General features: G+C 60.6%; 18 protein-coding genes and 2 pseudogenes. 4 read left to right on the top strand and 16 right to left on the bottom strand.

Features of this window, described 5'->3' with window-relative positions; genetic code table 11:
- Nucleotides 1-2: 2 nt before the first annotated feature.
- The 5 genes and pseudogenes from AB4N91_RS08295 to AB4N91_RS08275 all read right to left on the bottom strand — a co-directional run bounded on the left by AB4N91_RS08295 (nt 3) and on the right by AB4N91_RS08275 (nt 5,256).
- Nucleotides 3-1,430 carry a sigma-54-dependent transcriptional regulator gene (locus AB4N91_RS08295; RefSeq protein WP_077749041.1) on the bottom strand — a complete coding sequence of 476 codons (1,428 nt, stop codon included), beginning with the start codon at nt 1,428-1,430 and terminating at the stop codon, nt 3-5.
- Nucleotides 1,399-2,892 carry a sensor histidine kinase gene (locus tag AB4N91_RS08290; RefSeq protein ID WP_154912657.1) on the bottom strand — a complete coding sequence of 498 codons (1,494 nt, stop codon included), beginning with the start codon at nt 2,890-2,892 and terminating at the stop codon, nt 1,399-1,401. Before AB4N91_RS08290 ends, AB4N91_RS08295 begins: the two co-directional genes overlap by 32 nt.
- A 103-nt stretch (nt 2,893-2,995) precedes the next feature.
- A pseudogene (locus AB4N91_RS08285) lies at nt 2,996-3,235 on the bottom strand (SCO family protein); the annotation flags it as partial.
- Nucleotides 3,212-3,622: pseudogene (locus AB4N91_RS08280) on the bottom strand (copper oxidase); the annotation flags it as partial. The pseudogenes AB4N91_RS08280 and AB4N91_RS08285, both read right to left, overlap by 24 nt.
- Nucleotides 3,623-3,807: 185 nt before the next feature.
- Nucleotides 3,808-5,256 (bottom strand): sensor histidine kinase, encoded by a 1,449-nt coding sequence (locus AB4N91_RS08275; RefSeq protein ID WP_154912655.1) that lies wholly within the window; start codon nt 5,254-5,256, stop codon nt 3,808-3,810.
- A gap of 293 nt (nt 5,257-5,549) precedes the next feature.
- On the opposite strand from AB4N91_RS08275, the gene AB4N91_RS08270 reads away from it, so the two are divergent.
- Genes AB4N91_RS08270 through AB4N91_RS08255 form a run of 4 tightly spaced genes read left to right on the top strand, consistent with a single transcriptional unit; the run spans nt 5,550 to nt 11,179 of the window.
- Nucleotides 5,550-6,896, top strand: coding sequence for a hypothetical protein (locus tag AB4N91_RS08270; protein WP_077750528.1), 1,347 nt, complete (start codon nt 5,550-5,552; stop codon nt 6,894-6,896).
- A 35-nt stretch (nt 6,897-6,931) separates the two neighbouring features.
- Nucleotides 6,932-9,178, top strand: coding sequence for an Ig-like domain-containing protein (locus AB4N91_RS08265; RefSeq protein ID WP_010455667.1), 2,247 nt, complete (start codon nt 6,932-6,934; stop codon nt 9,176-9,178).
- 60 nt (nt 9,179-9,238) lie between these two features.
- On the top strand, nt 9,239-9,700 hold the full coding sequence (locus AB4N91_RS08260; RefSeq protein WP_077750527.1) for a curlin: 462 nt from the start codon (nt 9,239-9,241) through the stop codon (nt 9,698-9,700).
- Between the two features lie 27 nt (nt 9,701-9,727).
- The gene (locus tag AB4N91_RS08255; protein WP_010455670.1) at nt 9,728-11,179 is read left to right on the top strand and encodes a curlin; all 1,452 of its coding nucleotides are present in this window, start codon (nt 9,728-9,730) and stop codon (nt 11,177-11,179) included.
- 285 nt (nt 11,180-11,464) lie between these two features.
- Here the strand turns inward: AB4N91_RS08255 and AB4N91_RS08250 are convergent, their stop codons facing one another.
- The 11 genes from AB4N91_RS08250 to AB4N91_RS08200 form a co-directional block, all read right to left on the bottom strand.
- Nucleotides 11,465-11,824 (bottom strand): DUF6124 family protein, encoded by a 360-nt coding sequence (locus tag AB4N91_RS08250; protein ID WP_010455672.1) that lies wholly within the window; start codon nt 11,822-11,824, stop codon nt 11,465-11,467.
- 993 nt (nt 11,825-12,817) lie between these two features.
- A complete protein-coding gene (locus AB4N91_RS08245; protein ID WP_010455674.1) occupies nt 12,818-13,684 on the bottom strand; it encodes a CsgG/HfaB family protein in 867 nt (288 codons plus the stop codon).
- Between the two features lie 31 nt (nt 13,685-13,715).
- Nucleotides 13,716-14,135 carry a curli assembly protein CsgF gene (locus tag AB4N91_RS08240; RefSeq protein ID WP_010455676.1) on the bottom strand — a complete coding sequence of 140 codons (420 nt, stop codon included), beginning with the start codon at nt 14,133-14,135 and terminating at the stop codon, nt 13,716-13,718.
- The gene (gene csgE, locus AB4N91_RS08235; RefSeq protein ID WP_077750410.1) at nt 14,132-14,524 is read right to left on the bottom strand and encodes a curli production assembly/transport protein CsgE; all 393 of its coding nucleotides are present in this window, start codon (nt 14,522-14,524) and stop codon (nt 14,132-14,134) included. Before csgE ends, AB4N91_RS08240 begins: the two co-directional genes overlap by 4 nt.
- Nucleotides 14,521-15,060, bottom strand: a complete 540-nt coding sequence (locus AB4N91_RS08230) for a type II secretion system protein (RefSeq protein ID WP_077750409.1) — start codon at nt 15,058-15,060, stop codon at nt 14,521-14,523. Before AB4N91_RS08230 ends, csgE begins: the two co-directional genes overlap by 4 nt.
- Nucleotides 15,035-15,409 (bottom strand): type II secretion system protein, encoded by a 375-nt coding sequence (locus AB4N91_RS08225; protein ID WP_042932745.1) that lies wholly within the window; start codon nt 15,407-15,409, stop codon nt 15,035-15,037. The genes AB4N91_RS08230 and AB4N91_RS08225 overlap by 26 nt, the downstream gene beginning before the upstream one ends.
- 3 nt (nt 15,410-15,412) lie before the next feature.
- On the bottom strand, nt 15,413-15,886 hold the full coding sequence (locus AB4N91_RS08220; RefSeq protein ID WP_042932743.1) for a type II secretion system protein: 474 nt from the start codon (nt 15,884-15,886) through the stop codon (nt 15,413-15,415).
- Between the two features lie 2 nt (nt 15,887-15,888).
- Nucleotides 15,889-17,724, bottom strand: a complete 1,836-nt coding sequence (locus tag AB4N91_RS08215; protein ID WP_077750408.1) for a type II secretion system protein GspD — start codon at nt 17,722-17,724, stop codon at nt 15,889-15,891.
- On the bottom strand, nt 17,721-18,239 hold the full coding sequence (locus tag AB4N91_RS08210) for a hypothetical protein (RefSeq protein ID WP_010455686.1): 519 nt from the start codon (nt 18,237-18,239) through the stop codon (nt 17,721-17,723). The genes AB4N91_RS08215 and AB4N91_RS08210 overlap by 4 nt, the downstream gene beginning before the upstream one ends.
- Nucleotides 18,239-18,787, bottom strand: coding sequence for a GspMb/PilO family protein (locus AB4N91_RS08205; protein ID WP_010455688.1), 549 nt, complete (start codon nt 18,785-18,787; stop codon nt 18,239-18,241). Before AB4N91_RS08205 ends, AB4N91_RS08210 begins: the two co-directional genes overlap by 1 nt.
- A complete protein-coding gene (locus AB4N91_RS08200) occupies nt 18,774-19,319 on the bottom strand; it encodes a PilN domain-containing protein (RefSeq protein WP_010455690.1) in 546 nt (181 codons plus the stop codon). The genes AB4N91_RS08205 and AB4N91_RS08200 overlap by 14 nt, the downstream gene beginning before the upstream one ends.

Raw genomic sequence — 19,319 nt, 5'->3', positions numbered from 1 at the left:
CCTCACCACTGGCGTTTGTCCGGGCGTGCGAGGCCGAGCTTTTCGATCCGGTAACGCAGCATGTCGCGGCTCAGGCCCAGCAAGCGTGCGGACTTGGTGACGTTCCAGTCGGTCTTGTCGAGCATCTTGCGCACCATGTCGCGCTCGACTTCCGGCAGGTTCATCGACTCGGTGCCGTTGTAGGCCGGTCGCGGTTCGTGGTGCTGGGGTTCTTGCAGCACGATCGGATCATCCACCAGGCTCAGGCAGACGTTGAGCTGATGGGCGGCAATCGTATCGCTTTGCGCCAACAACACGGTTTGCTCAAGCATGTTGCGCAATTCACGCACGTTGCCCGGCCAACTGTAGCTGAGCAGCAACTCTTCAGCCTGGTCACTGAAATGCAGGTGCGGTTTGCCATAGCGTTTGCCGTGGATCGCCAGGAAATGCCGGGCCAGCAGCAGGATATCGGCGCCGCGGGCATACAGGCGCGGCACCTTGATCGAAATAATGCGCAAACGGAAGAACAGGTCACGACGGAACTTGCCCTGTTGCACCATTTGTTCGAGGTTGCAGTTGGTCGCGCTGATTACCCGCAAATCGACCTTGCGTTCCTTGACCGAGCCGACCCGGCGGATGGTCCGGTCTTCCAGCAGCTTCAGCAGTTTGGCTTGCAGCAGCAGGTCCATTTCACCGACTTCATCGAGGAACAGCGTGCCGCCATCGGCCGCTTCCACCAGACCAACTCGACGGTCCTTGGCGTCGGTGAAGGCGCCCTTCTCGTGGCCGAACAGTTCCGACTCCACCAGATTGGAAGGGATCGACGCGCAGTTGAATTCAATGAACGGACCTTTGCTGCGCGGACCGTCGAAGTGCAGCGCCCGGGCCACCAGTTCCTTGCCGGTACCGGTCTCTCCTTCCACCAGCACGGGCGGCAGGTCGGTGTTGGCCATGCGCCGCTCGGCGTCGAGCAACTGGGTAATGGTGTTTTTCAAGTATTGCATCGGCGCCGATTCGCCGATCAATGCCTGTACGCCTGACTTCTGCGCCTCGCGCTCCTGATAAAACGACAGCGTGCGCTCCATTCGATCAGTGGCCAGGGCCTTGTCCAGCAGCAGCTTGAGCTCCGGCAAGGCCACCGGTTTGGTGACGTAATGAAAAGCGCCCTCTTTCATCGCCACCACGGCATCTTCGACGTTGCCGTAGCCGGTCATCATGATCACCTTCAGATCCGGCGCGCTGATGCGCAGCTTCTGGATCAGGTCGTGACCGCTCATGCCCGGCAGCGAGTTGTCGGTCAGCACCACATCAGGGGTGAACGTACCCAGTTTATCCAACGCCTCTTCAGCCGAATGGCAGACCGTCACCTCGAAGTCTTTGCGCTCCAGGTAGGTCTGAATATTCTCGGCCAGGAGTTCATCATCCTCGACCAGCAGTATGCTGTGCTCCATATTCCCCTCCCGTTGCCACTTTGAAATTGAGACAGACGCGGGTTCCTTCCTGCTCCTGGCTGGTCAGTTCGACCGAGCCTTCGAAACGCTCCATTATTCGTTTGACGAGGGCCAGGCCAACGCCCAACCCTCCCTGTTTGGTGGTGAAAAACGGCTTGAAGACCGATTCTTGCTGCTGCTTGCTCATGCCTTTGCCGGTATCGCTCAAGGTCATGCGCACCAGTCCGGGTCGGGGTTGTTCAATGGCGATAGTGAGCATGCCGCCCTTGGGCATGGCCTCCAGGGCGTTGGCGAACAGGCTATTAAGAATCTGGGTCAGCAGCACCTGTTGGCTGACGACCGGCGGACAGAATTTCGGTGTGAAGTGCACGTGCACGTTTGAGCGCCTGATCAGCGCGTCAAACGCGCTCAGGGTGTCATCAATGGCCAGCACCAGGTCCACCGTTTCGGAGTCGTCGTTTATCGGCCGCAACGACACCAGCAACTCCCGGACCCAGCGCGACATGCGATCGACCTGGTTGATGATGTCGCCGATGTTTTTCTGCGCACTCTGGCTGGCGATTTCCTGGGCCAGTTCGGCGCTGGAGCGTATGTTTGCCAGCGGATTGCGCAAGCTGTGGGCGACGGCCGAGGACATTTCTCCCAAGGCGACGAAGGTCTCGTTAGTGATCAATTGTTTTTGCTGGCTCTGCAGCAACACGGACGCACGCCGCACGATCCAGAACAGCCCTAGGTAGATAAGCAGGCCACCGAGCAAGGTCGCCAGCCAGATCGCCTTGAAGCCACGCTGAATGCGTTCCACCAGGTCCGCCGGTTCCTTGTAGATCTCGACCATGGCAATGACCTTGCTTTTGTCGGCATTGAACATCGGGATGTAATTCTCGATGAACAGGTACTTGGGCTCGCGCAACAGCATCTGTTCGGGACGTTCCTCGTCGATCTGGTGATAGCTGGTGGAGACCGGTTCCTTCATTTCAAAGGATTCGTCCAGTTCTTCATCACCTTCGACGCGCATGCCGATCATCTGTGGATTGGTCGACCAGACCACCGTGCGATCCAGGGCATACACCACCGCCAACAGCGTGTCCGGCAAGTGTTCGACGTGATCGAGAAACTCAATGCGGGCAGCGGCACGGGCACCTGGGTTTACGTCGAGATAGGCGTTGTCTTCGCGCGGATCGAGCATCTCGCCCATGGTTCTTTTCAGGGTGATGCCGGCGTGGCGAATTTCCGCATCACCGATGGCCTGAATGAATTGCGCAGTCAGCATGGAATCACGCTCGATGCTCTCATCGACAACAAACCGCGTGGACACATAACCCAACCCCATCGCCACCACCGCAATGATGAGAAAGCTTCCCAGCGAAAACCAGCGCAGCAGATTGAACTGTCCACTTCGACTTTGGCCTTCTGCTGCCGGGGCGTCCGGCGCAGGTACTTTTTGTTGTTTCAGTATCTGCATGGGTCTTGTCCAGGGTGCTTGCATCAAGCCTTTTCAGTCATGTTTCGGATCAGTGTAGGTGGCATTGATCGTGGTCGACGGCTTCACTGATAGTATTTCGCCGCTATGGCACCTGCGCCGCTTGTAGCGGTTGCTGGCGATCGGTTTCTTCCTGCAAAAACCCAAGAATTGACTGCGCAGCATTCTCGTCCAGACGCAGATTGGGCATGGGGATTTTGTCGAAGCGTTCAAACAGTGCCAGCGCGAGCGGGTCCTTTTCAGCGAGCATGCGGTCCGGTTCGCGAATCCAGCGGTTGAGCCAGGCCAGATCCCGTTGGCGCGTCACGCCGACCAGTTCCGGGCCGAACGCCTCAAACAACACCATCTGCTGAGTGAACGGCTGAGCGCCAAAGAGAGGGCTCGGTTTGCCATTGGTGGGGTAGTTGAAACTGGTCTGCATGGCAGGCGGCAGGATGTTTTCCGTGCGCGTCGTGTCTCGGCTGCCTTTGACGCCGTCGGGCAAATCGAAGGAATCTGCGTTGGCCTCGGGCAGGGTCAAAATGGCGTTCAGCGCCGCGGCTTCGTCAGCCGGTTCATCGTAGTAAGCCGAGGGCTCGGAACGTTCTGGCTGTCGCTCGTCAACGATCGGGCTGGCCTGTAGCGTCGTGGTGCCGAGCGTCATTGTCAGGAGGACGCTCGAAGGTGTCAGGAGTCCGAACCACTTGCAGGGGGGCCGCGCGTTTCTGTCCATCACCAGCCGCCTCGACGTCATGAAGGAGGTGGTGGTGGCTTTGCAAGGAGCTCGCCAGATCCATAACACTTTTATACAACAGCATTAACACCTGAAAAAACAATGGCTTATCAACAACGATGCACCCCGACCGGCGAAACGACTGGGTGCTGGTACCCGCTAGCGGGGAAAGTTCACACCCATGTTCAGGGAATCCGCTTGAACGACAGACGGACGCAAGTGCCCTCGCCTTCACGGCTACCCAGGCTTACCCCGCCGCCGAAACGCTCCATGATCCGCTTCACCAGCACCAACCCGACACCCAGCCCGCCCTGCTTGGTGGTGAAGAATGGGCGGAACGCCATCCGGCGTTGTTCTTCGTTCATGCCTTTGCCGGTGTCGCACACGGCGACGCCGATGCCCCGGGTATCGGTCGGCTCCAGGGTAATGGTCAGTGTGCCACCCCGTTCCATCGCTTCCACGGCATTGGCCAACAGGCTGTTGAGGATCTGCGTAAGCTGCACCTGCTGGCTCAACACCATCGGCGTCTCCTGCGGCTCGAACACCACCTTCACCCCGGCCTTGGCAATCTGATGCTCGAAAGCCATGAGGCTGTCATGCAACGCCGCCACCAGGTTCACCGGCTCGGCGTCATCATTGAGCGGGCGTAAGGACTGCAGCAATTCCCTGACCCACTTCGACATGCGATCCACCTGACCGATGATGTCGTTGATGTTCTTGTGGGCCAGGCCAGTGTCGAACTCCAGGGCCAGTTCGGCGCTGGAGCGTATGGTCGCCAATGGGTTGCGCAGGCTGTGAGCCACCGCCGAGGACATCTCCCCGAGCGCCACGAAGGTTTCGTTGGTAATCAGTTGTTTTTGTTGCACTGCCAGCAAAATGGCTGCCCGGCGCACGATCCAGTACAACCCGAGATAAATCAGTCCGCCGCCCAGGGCCGTGGCCAGCCAGATCAGTACCAGGCCGCGCTCCATGCGATCGATCAGGTCCCTGGGTTCCTTGTAGATCTCGACCATCGCCGTGACGGTATTGCCATCGGCATCGAACAGCGGGATGTAATTCTCTATGAAGATGTAGTCCGGGGGCGTGATGAACTTCTGCTCCATGCGGCTTTTGTCGACGTTGTGATAACTGGCCGACACTGGAGTCTTGGAAGCGAAGGCCTGGTCCAGGTCTTCGTCGGCATGGATCGTGGTGCCCATCAGTGCCGGGTTGGTGGACCAGATCACCATGCGGTCAGGGGCATAAATGTTCGCCAGAATCACGTCTGGCAAATGATGGATATGGTCGAGGAATTCACCACGGGCACTGGCGCGGGCCATCGGATCAACGTCAGGAAAATCCCTGTCCTTGCGCGGGTCCAGCAGCTCGCCCATGGTTCGCACGTTGGGGATCGAGACATGGCGCACCTCGGCGGAGGCAATCGCTTGAATGAACTGGGAGGTGAGCAAGGCATCGCGCTGCACGCTTTCGGTAATCACGAACCGCGTCGACACCGCCCCCAGCGCCACGGCCACCGTGCCGATCACGGCCATGCTGATCAGCGAGAACCAGCGCAGCAGATTGAACGGCTGTTTGCGCGAGCTCAGGCGGATATCGCCCTCTTCTTTCAGGAGGGTGGTGGTCTGACTGGTCATGGACGTTGTTCCCGGAAACTCCCTATAGGGTTATAGCCCACTGTCCGGTCTTTGCCCGACATCGGGTTTTTGTCCCCCCCACCCAATTCCCCACATACCCCACTGCCCCCACCTACCCCCAATGCTGGGGACAGTCGCCCGCTTACGCCCTCGCCCCCGCGAAACCGTTTGCGCGCTCCACGCCTTCACTGCGGGCCTCTACCGGCCGTTTTGAAAGATTGGTATGGAAGTTGCCGAAGCCCTCCCAACTGACCCATCCCTACGGGGCAGGTACTCTGATAGAGGGAATACTCATGCACCCTTTACTGTCCAAAACGGCGGCCGCCCTGGTTGTCAGCGCTCTCGCCCAAAGTGTTGCCCAGGCAGCGCTGTTTGCGGTCGACCCCGGTCCCTATGTGCCAGCCAACGGCTCGTTTGCCGCCTGGTATCAGGACACCCATGGCCGCACCCTTGATCTGTGCCTGTCCAAGGCCGTCAGTTCGCGAGTCCCCGGCGCTCCCGGTGCACAGTCGTACATGTGCAACCTGCTGCCGACTCCCGGGGTTTTTGATGATGCGCAACCGGTCGTCTTTCCGACCAACTTCCCCGACGAAGCATTCTGGTTCACAGGCGACGGCGCCATTGTCGATGCCGCCCGGGGCATCGACCTGACCTACGTCAGTGCCATCGAAGCGGCCTTCAGCGGCGGCGACCCGGTCGAAGGTGATCAAATCAGCTTTGCGCGCATCCGCATCCGGGTGGACGTGCCCACCGCTGGCACCTACGTGATCACCCACCCCTACGGCGTCGATGTATTCAACGTCGACACCCCTGGGCGGCGGGCGATCAACATGACCCGGGACATCGGCATCGGCTCACCGAAAACCTACGACGGCGCTCTCAAGGGTGACATCGGACCGTTCCTGCGCAGTGTCAACGGCCCTTACACCGAAACCAATCCGGTGACCGGTGCTGCGGAGCAATTCGTCGGCGACCCGAACCTTTCGGAAGCCTTCACCGGCAGCCCTTTCAATACCAACTACATCCGCATCGAAGGTCCGAACGGACTGGACTTGCGCACCACGGTGATGGCCATCTCCGGCAAGTTATCGACGGTGGTCCGTCCGACTCCGATGATCACCCAGCGCAGCACCTACTCGCGCAAGGCCGGTGAAAGCGCCCCGGTGGCCCAACAAGACGTGTTCGTCATGGCCCCGCCGCCACCAGCCACTGTGACCCTGGACAGCAACAACCCGGCACTGCACCTGACCGAGGCTGACACCACCGGAAACTGGTATGCGCAGTCCTCGAACAACCCGACGTTGCCAAGCACCCTGCAACTGACAGCCGACAACCACGTGGCCATCCCCAGCAGCACGCCGACCACCTTGTCCATGCCCCTGACCGACCTGGTGGTGATCCAGCGTGCCGAGTACAGCCTGAGCTCCGGGCAATTGACGCTCGTGGCCTCGACCAGCGATGAAACCTCGCCGCCAGTGCTCACCGCCACCTCCGCCAGCGGTGCCGCCATTGGCGCCCTGAGTGGCGATGGCGCAGTGAAATCCCTGGCGACCGGCATCTCGCCGATTCCACCCGCCAAGGTTCGAGTGACGTCATCCAATGGCGGCAGCGACATCGAAGAAGTGGTCATCGTGCAATGAACGCTCACATGCGCAGATCCTCATCAGGAGGCATCATGAACAATTGGCCACGCCTGGCGCTCAACGCCCTGGGACTGACTCTATCGCTGTCCGGCAGTGCATTCGCGCAACTCGCGGCTGTCGACCCCGGCCCTTATACCTTCGCCACCGGGAAATTCCCGATGTGGTATCAGGACAACAATTTACTCTCGATGGAACTGTGCCAGTCCCGGGCAGTGAGCTCACGGGTAGGGACCACTGTGCCGCCGGCCTACATGTGCATCCTGCTGGCTGAGCCGGGCATTTACGACGATGCCCAGCCAATGATCTTCCCCGACAACTGGCCGCCGGAAGCGTTCTGGTTCCTGGCTGAGACTGCGATCCCGCAAATTGGCAACAGCGGCTATGAACTGGATGCCTACGTCGCCGGGATCGAGGCTGCATTCGGTGGCGGCAATCCGCTCGATGGCGATCAAGTGGCCTTCGCGCGGATTCGCGTTCGGGTCTCGGTGCCCACTGCCGGGGTTTACACCATCACTCACCCTTACGGGGTCGAAACGGTCAACGTCACCACGCCTGGCCGTCGTGCCATCAACATCACCCGGGACATCGGCATCGGTGCGCCTGGAAATTTCAGCGGCACGCTGAATGGCAACATCGGGCCGTTCCTGCGCAGCGTCAACGGTCCTTATACCGAGGTGAACCCGGACACCGGCGCCATCGAAACCTATGTTGGCGACCCGAACCTCACCGAACAGGTCACCGGCAGTCCCAATGACACCAACTTCGTCCGCATCACAGGTCCGGCCGGGACCATTCAAACCAACTTGTTCAACTTGTCCGGTAAAGTCCTGGACAGCCGAGCGCAAACCCCCGTGGAAGTTGATCGCGCTACTTACCGGCGCACCACTTCGGGTACAGGCACCAGCACCCGGGTCGAAGTCTTTGCCAAATCAGACAACAGTTCGACCCTGTGCTTTCGCGAAACCATCGCTCTGGTGCCGGGTCCGCCACTTTCGCCATGCCAGACCAACCTGTTGGGCGACAACAACGGCGGGTTCTTCGGTCAGCACCTGGCCAGCGGCACGCTGCCTTCGATCGTGGTCGTCACCGCCACCAATCCGTCGGGCACCACCCGGCCGACGGCGGTATCGAGCAAGGTCACTGACCTGGTGAAAATCCAGACCGCTCGCTACAACTGGAGCGATCACAGCCTGCTGATCGAGGCCACCTCCACGGATGAAGTGGCCGTGCCGGACATGGTTGCGCAAGGTTACGGACGTCTGTCGAAATCCGGCACCCTGCAACGACTGACCATTGCAGACCTGACTCAGCCACCGGCTACCGTCACCGTCAAATCCGCTGCTGGCGGCAGTGACACCGAACCTGTCGTGGTGGTCGGGACGGCTCCGGATACCGGTGAGAACCAGGCGCCGCTCTCAGTCGCCGACACTGGCAGCACCAGCTTCGGCGTGCCGCTGACCCTCAACCTGCTGGCCAACGACAGTGATCCCGATGGCAACACGCCGCTGAGCATTACCGCGCTGACCCCACCGGCTGCCGGGCAAGGCACCGTGGCATTGAGCGGCACGACTTCGGTGGTCTACACCCCGCCAGCCGTGGTCAATGCACCGCTGACAGCGACCTTCACCTACAAGGCTCAAGACGTCAAAGGCCTGGCCTCGACCGCTCCGGCGACCGTGACCATCACCGTGGCGCCCAACCAGTCTCCGGTGGCCGTCGCCGACAGCATCGCGACCCTCGGCGTGGCGATACCGATCAACGTGCTGGCCAACGACACCGATCCGGAAGGCAACGTGCCGCTCGCCGTCGCCAGCCTGACCCAACCGGCACTCAATCGCGGCAGCGTCAGCACCGACGGCACCGTCATCACCTACACCCCACCAGCGACGGTCACTACGGCCTTCACCACAACCTTCACCTACGTCGCCCGGGACAGCTTCGGCGCCCTGTCGGCTCCCGCTACCGTCACGGTGCAAGTCTCGCCACGGCCTGCTGCGGAAACCTTCACGGTCACCACGGCCACGGTGTCGGCGCGCTCCAACAACCGCTTCACCTGGGACTTTGCAGGTACCTCATCGGTGATTACCGGCAACGTCATCACCGTCAAGGTCAGCACCCCGACAGGGCTGGCAACTCTGGGCACCACCACGGTGCCGGTGACCGGTCGCTGGCGGTTGACGGTGAGCAACAGCACCACGGTGATTCCGTCGGCGAACCCGACAGCCACCATCACCTCGTCCCAAGGCACCGTGCGTACCGTGACGGTCATCTCCAACTGAGCCCTCGCCCCACCCGCCGATTCGGTGGGTGGGGCCGGCCTCTTCCCACAGGACAGCGCCATGAAAACGCCGACCGCCGCCCTGCTCTGCCTGCTTCTGCTTTGCAGCAGTGCAGGCGCGCGTGCCGACGATTTGATGGAGAACGACGACCTGGCACCCTCCGCCGACCTCGGCGAGTTGCCTCCACCGGTTGGCCAGCACGCGCTGATCGACCAGAACGGCCAGGCCAACGTGGCGCTGGTGCAACAGAACGGCCAGTCGTTGCTCGGCACCATCGTCCAGTCGGGCAGTAACCAGGAAGCCTGGATCCTGCAACAAGGCAGCGACCTCATGGCATTGATTACCCAGCAAGGTTCCGGCAACGCCGCTTCAATCACGCAAAACGGCAGCCACAACCGCGCGCAGATTTCGCAGAACGGCAATAACAACGACGCCAGCATCGACCAGGCCGGTACGGGACTTTCAAGCGCCGTGACCCAGTCGGGAAATGGCATGAGCGTTTCGGTCAAACAATATCGCTAAAGCACTGCACCACTTGGAGGTTTCATCATGTTCAAACTGACGCCCCTCACCGCTGCCATCCTGGTCATTGTCAGTGCCCAGGCAATGGCCGACGACAGCGTTTCCAACCAGTCCCAGGTCGGCACCGCCAACATTGCCGAAGTGAAACAGACCGCGGCCCCGTTCAGTACCGCAGCCCAACAGCAACTCGGCGAGGGTAACGATGCCATGGCGGTGCAAGACACCGCCACCGGCACCATCACCCAGGATCAGGCCGGCGACTTCAACGCCGGTTACGCTGAGCAACTGTTCGAGAACGGCAGCACCATCGTCCAGCAACAGGTCGGCAGTCTCAACATCAGCCATGCCAGTCAATCGATCGGCATGGGCGAAAACCAGGCGCTGCAACAACAGACGGGCAGCGGCAATTTCTCGTTCCTCTATCAGGACAGCCAGGAAGCCACCAAAGGCCAGACCTTCCAGTTCGGTGACGCCAACGAGGCCAATATCGAGCAGATTCAACTGGGCATCGCCAACAACGCGACGATCATCCAGTACGGCACCGCCAACTACGGCACCACTGAGCAGATCGCGCACATGGGCGGCGAGATCGGCATCAACCAGGCCGGCGAAGGCAACTATGCCTATGGCGACCAACGCGACGGCAACGGCGGCGTCATCACGATCAACCAGTTCGGCGACTTCAACGGCAGTGAAGTCTGGCAAGGCGGGCAAACCGCTAATAGTCAAGCCACCGTCAACCAGTACGGACAGACCAACGAAACCGTGGTCGACCAAAGCTTCGGCCAAAACAACAACGCCCAGGTCCTGCAAGTTGGCGACGTCAACGCCATCTACGCCGACCAGTTCGACTCCGTCGGCTCGGTGCTCGCGCTGTACCAGCAAGGCACCGGCAACGTGCACTTCACCTACCAGAGCGGCGACAGCCATGTGCTGAACGCCACCTCCGTGGGCACTGAAAACAAGGTCTACGCCAGCAACTGGAAAGGCCCGCAACTGGGCGGCCAATTCGGCAGCAACCAGCGTGCGACCGTCACCCAGGCCGGCAATGGCAACATCGCCAGCTTCAACCAGGATGGCGTCGGCCACATCATGACCACCAACCAGACCGGCACAGGCAACAAAACCACCATCAGCCAGGCCGACTCCTATAACGAGCTGTACTTCGACCAGAACGGCAGCGACAACATCCTGATCGCCGACCAGCGCGGCACCACCAACCTGGCCCAGGGCACCACCAACGGCACCGGCAACACCACCGAGTTCGACCAGTCCGGCACGGGCAACCAGGCATTCACCACGCAGCTGTATGGCAGCGACAACATGATCAGCGTCAAACAGGCTGACACCATGAACGTCGCCTACGTGACCCAGGGCGGTACCGGGAACATGGCCAGTGTCGATCAGAGCGGCGTGACCCAAATGGCGACGGTTCAGCAGTTGGGCAGTGACAACCGGGCGACTGTGCTGCAGCAGTAATCGCAAGGCATAAAAAACCGCGGCCCTCGGGGGTGGGTCGCGGTTTTTTTGTGTGAGGCTGCGGCGAATTGGATGCCTGACAAGCCGCTTTCGAACGATTCGCGGCCCACTTGATGAACTCATACTGTGGCGAGGGAGCTTGCTCCCGCTGGGCTGCGCAGCAGACCTAAACCCGGCAAACGCATCTCCATTGACACACCGCATTCACTGGTTTTACGACGGCTTCGCCGCCGAGCGGGAGCAAGCTCCCTCGCCACAGAAACCCTCCCGCTCCAGACTCAGCGTTTACGCCTGCGGAACGACGTTATCCAGCGCCCGATTCACCGCCAGCTCGCCCAGCATAATGATTTGCTGGAGGGCCAGCATCGTGTTGCGTTGCGGGCCCTCGAGAAACCCGGCGAAGTCGCTGGCCATGACACTGGCTGAAGCCAGGGATTCGCAAGCGTTGACCAACAGGGTTTCGGTGTCGATATCCGGGGCGATGAGGTAAATGGTGCTGGGCTTGCGTGGCGGGATCGCGCTTTTCAGCGGATTGAGATAGTGATCCAGCGCACGGTCGGCGGCTTCGTTGAGCTTTTTGGGATCAAGGGGATCGTAGGGAGAAACGTCGTCGGAGTGCGGGGGGTTGGGTGTGGCTTTGAACATGGTGAAACTCCTTTGAAAATTGGCGCCACCAAAACCCGTCGCTAAACAAATAAGGGTGGCGACTGTATGCAGGTTAGCGAACCGGTCAAAGGCACCCGGTAGACCCGAAGGTCTCCCGCACACAGTCACCATGACGAAATTACAGACGTAAAAGCCTGCTAGAAAGTCTGGAGCATTGATGCACTTTGAATGGTCCGAGTCGCTAAACCCGACCGCTGATTGGCAGCGATGCGGAAACGATAAAGACCAGGCACAAAGCGCACAAGCCGGCGGATTCTGGCGCAGTCGTAGGCAACGGCGCAAGGAACTGTAGCTTTCAGGAAGTAACGCTAAACACAATTAAACACACCCCTCAAATCAGCACACATTCCCTGTAGGAGTGAGCCTGCTCGCGATGGCATTGGATCAGCAGAAATCAATGTTGAATGACACACCCCCATCGCGAGCAGGCTCGCTCCCACAGGGAATGACCTACATCTGCAAGTGATTGTTCGGCTGTCAGACCGCCTTCGCGGGCAAGCCTCGCTCCTACAGTGGAATGGGAGTACCTGCAAAATATTGGTCGGCTGTCAGGCCGCCTTCGCGGGCAAGCCTCGCTCCTACAAGGGGTTCGGTGTACACGCTTCGCTTTTCACCACTCATTAGGCCGAGCGTTAGCTCGCCTGCTTTTGATCTTGATCTGCTCGCCCCGTCGGGAGGCCGAGTGGAGGCGTTCATCTGGGGGGTGGGCGCGTAGCGCCGTGCGGCGAAGCCGCACACATCGAGAGGAGGTCGAAGCGAAGCCGACCGGAGGCGATGCCCCCAGATGAATGCCGGAGCGAGGGTACGCCGAGCCTAGGCGAGGGGCCGGACGTTGGGGCGAAGCCTTTTGCTTACTTTTCGGCGTTTGGAAAAGTGAGTCGCTGTAAGAGCGAAACCATAAGCAGCCGTTACCGCAGCAATGGATATGTACTCAGTCAACAAGAACCAGGTCGGCCCGAAGGCCGCCTAGGTTCACTCTTCCTCACCCTCAGGCACAACCTTGTTCTGGGTCAGGTAACGATCCAGCGTCGCATTGTTGTCAGGTGAAGAATTATCCCCCGCCACCTGCCACAAACGCCGTTCGATCCCCTGGGCCAACAGGTGCCCGACAGCCGCCTCGATCGCCGACAACACACACAACTGCGCCGGCTCGTTCGTGGTGTACCCGACCTCAGCCTCAAGCAACTTCTTGAACTCGATAAACTTGAACACCCCGGCACTGCGGCCCACGGAATAAATCGTCTTGCTGGTCATCACATTCGCCAGCACCTGCCCACTGCGTACATCCACCGCCCGCAGGTTGACCGTGACCTGATCTATCCGATACTCCCGGGAAATATCGATCCCCAGGTAGCGCGCCCCTTCCCCGCCACTGCGCACATTGGTGTCGTAGGCGATGATCCCGCCTTCGAGCATCATGTTCGCCGCTTGCAGCGGTGGCAGCTCGCCCTGAATGTTCACCGGCGTATTGGGCTTCTTCTGCGAGGCGCGAATGATCTTGCGCTCGGTCAGCAGGTTTTGCAGCCCTTCACGTTCCAGCACCACAAACCAGCCGCTGGCCTGCAACGCATCCATCAACATGCTCGCCGCGCCCTGGGTCACGCTGGTCGAAAACGAACTGGCCGGGGTCGGTTTGTACTGCCCGGTCTGGTCCCGGAAGCCGTACACCACCGCCATCAACCGGCCCTTGGGTCGTGGCATGTTGATCAAGTCGTAATAGGTCGACGCCCGGGGTGTCAGGGTCGGTGATTCGGTGTCCTGCTCGGCACCCACGTTCTCGCGCAAACTGCACCCTTGCAATGCCGCCAACATCAGCCCCAGCGCTATTATTTTTTTCATGTCCGTCTCTCCCCATCAACCCTGATCCCCGTCAAGGGGCGAGGCCATTCACCTGGATTTCCGAAATTTCACCGGTCGCTCGGTCGGTCACTTCAATGGTCAGTGCACCGGAGTCGTCGACGACGTTGACGATAAAGGCGTCGGTGGACAGGCTCCCGGTGTTGCCCGTGGAGATGTTGTCCAGCAACTGCCCCAGCAGCCGCGACTGCAACTGGCTGGTGAAGCGTTCGAGCGCCGAAGTCCCGGCCACAGACGTGCGGTTTTTCAGGTCAGGATCGTCGTAGTCGTTTTGTGCCTGGGCGTTGTTCAGCAACCAGGTGCCGTTCAACGGGTTGCCGCCGAACGAAGGGTTGATGGGCGTGTAAACCAGCTCCGTGGCCTGCACCAGGCTGCAACTGCCCAGCCCGATCAACCAGAGCCCGAGGTTCCGTGAGACCGTTGTCGTTTTCATAATTCGTCCCTCTCAAGGTCCGTAGTGTCCTGCAACAAGGCTTCCAGCTTGCGCTGGACAATCTGTCCGCGAACCCAGTCGGCGGCGTCATAGGCCTCGTCCTTGAGTTCCACGGTGTTCGGCGGCAGGAAGCGTCGATAAACCAGTCGCTGCTGATATTCCACGGTCACCAGGCTGCCCCAGCGTGCCGAAGGTCGTTCGCGTACCACCAGGTTGAAATCCATCGGGCTGGTGGCACGCAGGCGTTCACTGAACGAGTAGTAAAAGTCGTGACCGATGTGCGAGATCGTGTCATCGACGATAAAGCCCAGCATCTCGTCTTCCTCCCCGGCGCTGGCGAACGTCGCCACGCACGCGAGGATCAGGGCCGGCAGCCAGTGGCGGTTCATGGCGACACCGCCTGAGGCGATCCGGCCTGGTTTTTCACCGGCCCCGAAGCACCATCGAGGAAGGCTTTCTCGGCCACGAACTGCCAGTCCTTGTAGCTCGCCATGCCGGTGAAGTCCGACCACTGGCTGGGAAAATCCGACTGCTTCAGCGGCAGGTCCGTGGAAGGACTGCTGAGGCCGGTGATGCGTCCGTCGAACCCTCGCATCAGTGTCCATTCACCGCCGCCGATCGGGTCCGGGTAGAGCTGGCGAATGTGATGTTTAGGCGTTGGAAAACGCTCGTCCTGCAACAGGTCTTCAAGTTCTTTCGGGTACTGCGCCAGCCCCGGAGAACTGCGGTAATAACTGCGCAACGCCTGGGCGTATTGCGTGCCGACCCACAGCAACTGACGTTCGCGATCACGGCGCGAGGCGGTTGACCACAACTCGCCGGCACTGGCCAGGCCCATGCCCATCAGCATGATCAGAAACAGCACGCCCAGGTACGTGAACCCGGCCTCGTCGGCGGGCTTACCACTCGGAATAAAGGCTGCCATCACGCGCCCTCCCTGTGGCACCGCTTTTGATATCGGCGACCCCGCCCGGTACGCCGTCAGGCGGCGCGACCAGCACCCAGAGGTCCTTGCGTTCGGAAATCGGGTCCATCGGCGGGTTGCGCAAGTAGCGCTGCTCCACCAGTTGTTCCAGGGAATCGGGATAGCGCCCGGTGTCGCCGTAGTAGTGATCCAGGGCTTCGCGCATGGCCGACAGGCTCTGGCGCAGCGTGGTTTCTTTCGAGGCCTCGAGGCTGTTGAAATAGCGTGGCAAGGCGATGGTCATCAGGGTCGCGATGATTGCCATGACCACCATCAGCTCTAGCAGGGTAAAACCCTTTTCCCGACGCATGATTCACCACTCCTTGTACGCGATGCCGTTGAGACCCTTGCCGCGTGCATGGGAGTAAACGTCAAAGACGTCTTCGCCCTCCCGCGGGTTCTGAGCCGTACTGTCGTAAGAGCGCAAGCCCCAACCACCTTCATCGTCACGCTTGACCGGCGTCAGCGGGTCATGGGGCACGCGCCGTAAAAAGTAGAACTTGGCACCCTTGGCGCTGCGCACATCACGCACACCTTCCACCAACACTTGCAGGTTCGGTGGATAGCCGCTGCTGTTCAGCGACTTCTCGATGTAACCGGCGTCGAAGGCGCGTTTGTAGGCGTCGATGGCGTCGCGGATCTGGTACAGCGCCGCACGCAATTCCTGCTCTTTGCCCCGGCGCACCACGGTCTCGGTCAGCGGCGCGGCCATGCCGGCCAGCAGGCCGATCAGGGCCAGCGTCACCACGACTTCGATCAAGGTAAAACCACGTTGCGAGGCGTTCATGATCAAGGCTTCTCGACGACAACAGTGGTGGAATTGACCGCAACCGGCCGATCGATGTGTTCATTCTGAATCGGCGCCTGCATCCGCCGGTCAGGCGCCTGGATGTGCATGCTGGTTTCGGTGCCGGTGGGGAATTCCATGTCCGACGGGCTCTGGTACGGCAGGTTGCGCACGATGCGCGGGGTGATGGAAAGCACCAGTTCCGATTTGCCGACGGTGTCCTTGTTGCTGCCGAACAACCGGCCAAGACCGGGAATGTCGCCCAGGCCCGGAATCTTGTTGCCGGTGGCGCCATGGTCGTTACGTACCAGGCCAGCAAGGATCTGGGTTTCGCCGTCATGCAAGCGCAGCGTGGTTTGGGCATTGCGGGTGTCGACCTGAACCGGAATCGTGCCTTGGCGGGTCGGTTCCAGTGGCGTGGCGTTACTGACTTCGAGTGCGATCTTGATCGCCACTTCGTTGTTCAGATGGATGGTCGGCTGCACTTCGAGCTTCAGACCGACGTCCAGGTAGGTGACGCTTTCAGTGATCACCGGACCTTGGGTCGACGGCACGGAGGTGGCGCTGATGATGGGCACACGCTGACCGATGTGGATGCGCGCCTGTTCACGGTTGCTCACGCGAATCACCGGGCTGGCCAAGGTGTTGATGTCATTGTCCTGGGCGTTGATCTTGGCCTGAGGCGATGGCGAGATGGTGATCCGGCTGGAGTTGATGCCTTTGAGTTGATCGAGCAGGGTCACGGCCGAGCCGTCGCTGTTGACCACGCCGAAGGTGTTCGGCCATTGCAGTCCCAGGTCGAGAATCCGCTGAGTCGCGACTTCCATCACCTCCACTTCCAGCACCACTTCAGGGTTGGACTGGTCCTGCGACTGCAAGAGTTTTTCGGCCATGCGTATGGCGTCTTCGGTGTCGCGCATGGTCAGGGTGTTCAGGCGTTCATCGACGAACACGTCACGGGTCTTGAGCATGGTCTTGATCATGTTCAGCGCAGTGTTGGCATCGATGCTGGTCAGGTAGAACGTGCGCATCACCAGCTCTTGATAATCCTTGAGCTTCTGCGGCGAGTCCGGGTAGATCAGCAAGGTGTTTTCATTCACCACTTTCTGATGCAGCTGGTTCTGTTGCAGCAGCAGTTCCACGGCGTCTTCGATGCGCACGTCTCGCACGAAGATGGTGGCTTTCATGTCCGGGCGCAGATCCTTGTCGAAGATGAAGTTCAAACCGGCGACCTGGGACAGCACTTCGAAGATGGTTTTCAGGTTGGCGTCGCGAAATTCCAGGGTCACCGGCCGGTCGAGACGGGTGCGCAGTTGCGGATAAGGAATGACGTTGCGGCTTTGCACCAGACGAATATTGTCTTGCAACTCCAGGGCACCGCCATTCTTGGGGTCCAGTTCGAGGATCTGTTTCACCTGACGGTCGGCGCCGTAGATGTCGCCGCGACGCAGGTCACCCCGGGCCAGTTCGAGTTTGTCATCCAGACTGCGCATGTGCTCTAGCTGGCGCATTGAATCCTGGGCGCGGCGGTTGTTGGGTTCAATGGTCAACACCCGGCCATACTCCAGACGGGCCGAAGCGAAATCACGCTGGGCGCGATCCATGTCGGCCTGGGTCAACAATGCCGTCACGGCACGGGCACGGCCGCTGGTCAGGGCCAGGTGCAGCTCGGTATCCCGGGGGTTTTCTTTCAGCCCTTCCTCAATACGCGCCAGGCCGGCTTCGTACTGCCCCGACTCCATCAGGTCGGTTGCTTCCTGCTTGGCCACCTGCGCCGAACTGCACGCAGCCAGCCCTGCGCATATACAAAGGTTCATCAACAAACGGGAACTGTTCATTGCGTGCTCCCCACAGACAAGGTCTGGGACAAATGCAGAGGCAGGTAGACAAAGCTGAGTTCCACATCGGAAATCCCCTCGATCCGCCAGGTGTCGTCGATCACATCCCCTTTGCGCACGACGTATATTTTCTCGCCGTTCTGCAAAAACACTTGCAGGTCGGAACGGTCATTGAGCTTGCCGACGAACTGGAAAGGCATCGGCGGTACGCTGGGGACTGGCACCACCGGGGTCTGGTTGACGGGTTGTTCGGTGACGCTGGCCAGCATCGGTGCAGCCTTCCAGCTGCGGGCGGCGAACAGATCGCCGGACGGGCTCAGGTCCTTGATCACCGCGGGTTTGCCACTGGCTGAAGCGGCCGGCAGCGTGCCGCGAATTTTGCTTTTGGCGGGCGTGGCAGCGGTCGCAACCGACGCCTCGCCTTCGTCCGAAGGCATGAAGTAATCAGGCCCCCAGGTCAGCGCCGCAGCTACGCCGAAGAACGCCACCCAGCCCACTACGCGTTTGGTATTCATCATGACCTCGACAGGTAAAGGGTCATGCGGATCCGCCCGGTCAGGTCGGTGTCGGCGATTTTTTTACGCTGAAACTCCACGTCCTCCACCACCACGGCCGGCAACTGGCCGAGCAACGCGTGCAGGAAGCGCCGCAGTTGCGGGTAGCTGCCCCGCACCGGCAGCAGAATCTGATAACGGGCCAAGTGGGTCTTGGGGTCGATGCCCAATGAATATTCACCGCGCGCCAGGGTGATGTGTTCCTGGGCCGCCAGCGCGTAGATCTTGTCGATGGCCACCGTGGCCTGGGGCTGCGACGGCAGTTTGCTGCGGAAGTCGTCGAGCTGACGTTGCGGCACCACCGGGGCGGCGACACTGCCGTCTTCAACCTTGGCCAGGTACTCGCCGGCTTCGCGGGTCTGCTGGCTGAGGGTTTGCAACGAATTCCAGTCCGGCATCAGGCCACCCAGTGCCCAGGCCAGCGCCAGCAGCAACATCGCCAAGCCTGCCAGGCCGGGCATACCCAGGCCTTGCAGGTATTCGTGGACGATCAATCTAGGGATTCGCATCGCCGATCTCCCAGCTAGCCGACAGGTTGAATTGCACCGGTTGTTCCGGCGATTTCACGACAATTTCGTGGCTGAGCAGCGACACATCGGAGAGCTCGTCGCTGGCTTCGAGACGGCGGTGGAAGTCGAGCATCGCTTCCAGGTCCCGTGCTTCGGCGCTGATGCGCACCTGACCCTTGCGGGCATCCGGGGTCAGGGTCAGCAAAGCGATGTTGTCGCGCGGCATCGCTTCGAGCATGGCGAACAGACGTTCCCAAGGCCGGCGCAGTTGCTGCGAGACCTTGCGCATTTCTGCCAGGTTCTGTGCTTGCTCGCGGGTTTCGGCCGGGCTCAAAGTGACTTTGCTGCCGGTGTCGCCGGTGAGTTCGCGCTGGGCACTTTGCAGATGGCCTTGCTGTTGCGAGGTCTGTTCGGCGACGTGCTGCTGGGCGACAAAACAGGTCACCACCAGCACCACGCCGCCCGCCAGCAGGCTCCAGCCCAATGGGCCCGAACGGCGGCGCGGCTGGAAGTCGAGCGTCAGGGCGCGCAT

It is taken from the genome of Pseudomonas sp. H3_D04, from assembly GCF_054669175.1.
This window is presented reverse-complemented; position numbering and strand designations above follow the sequence as displayed.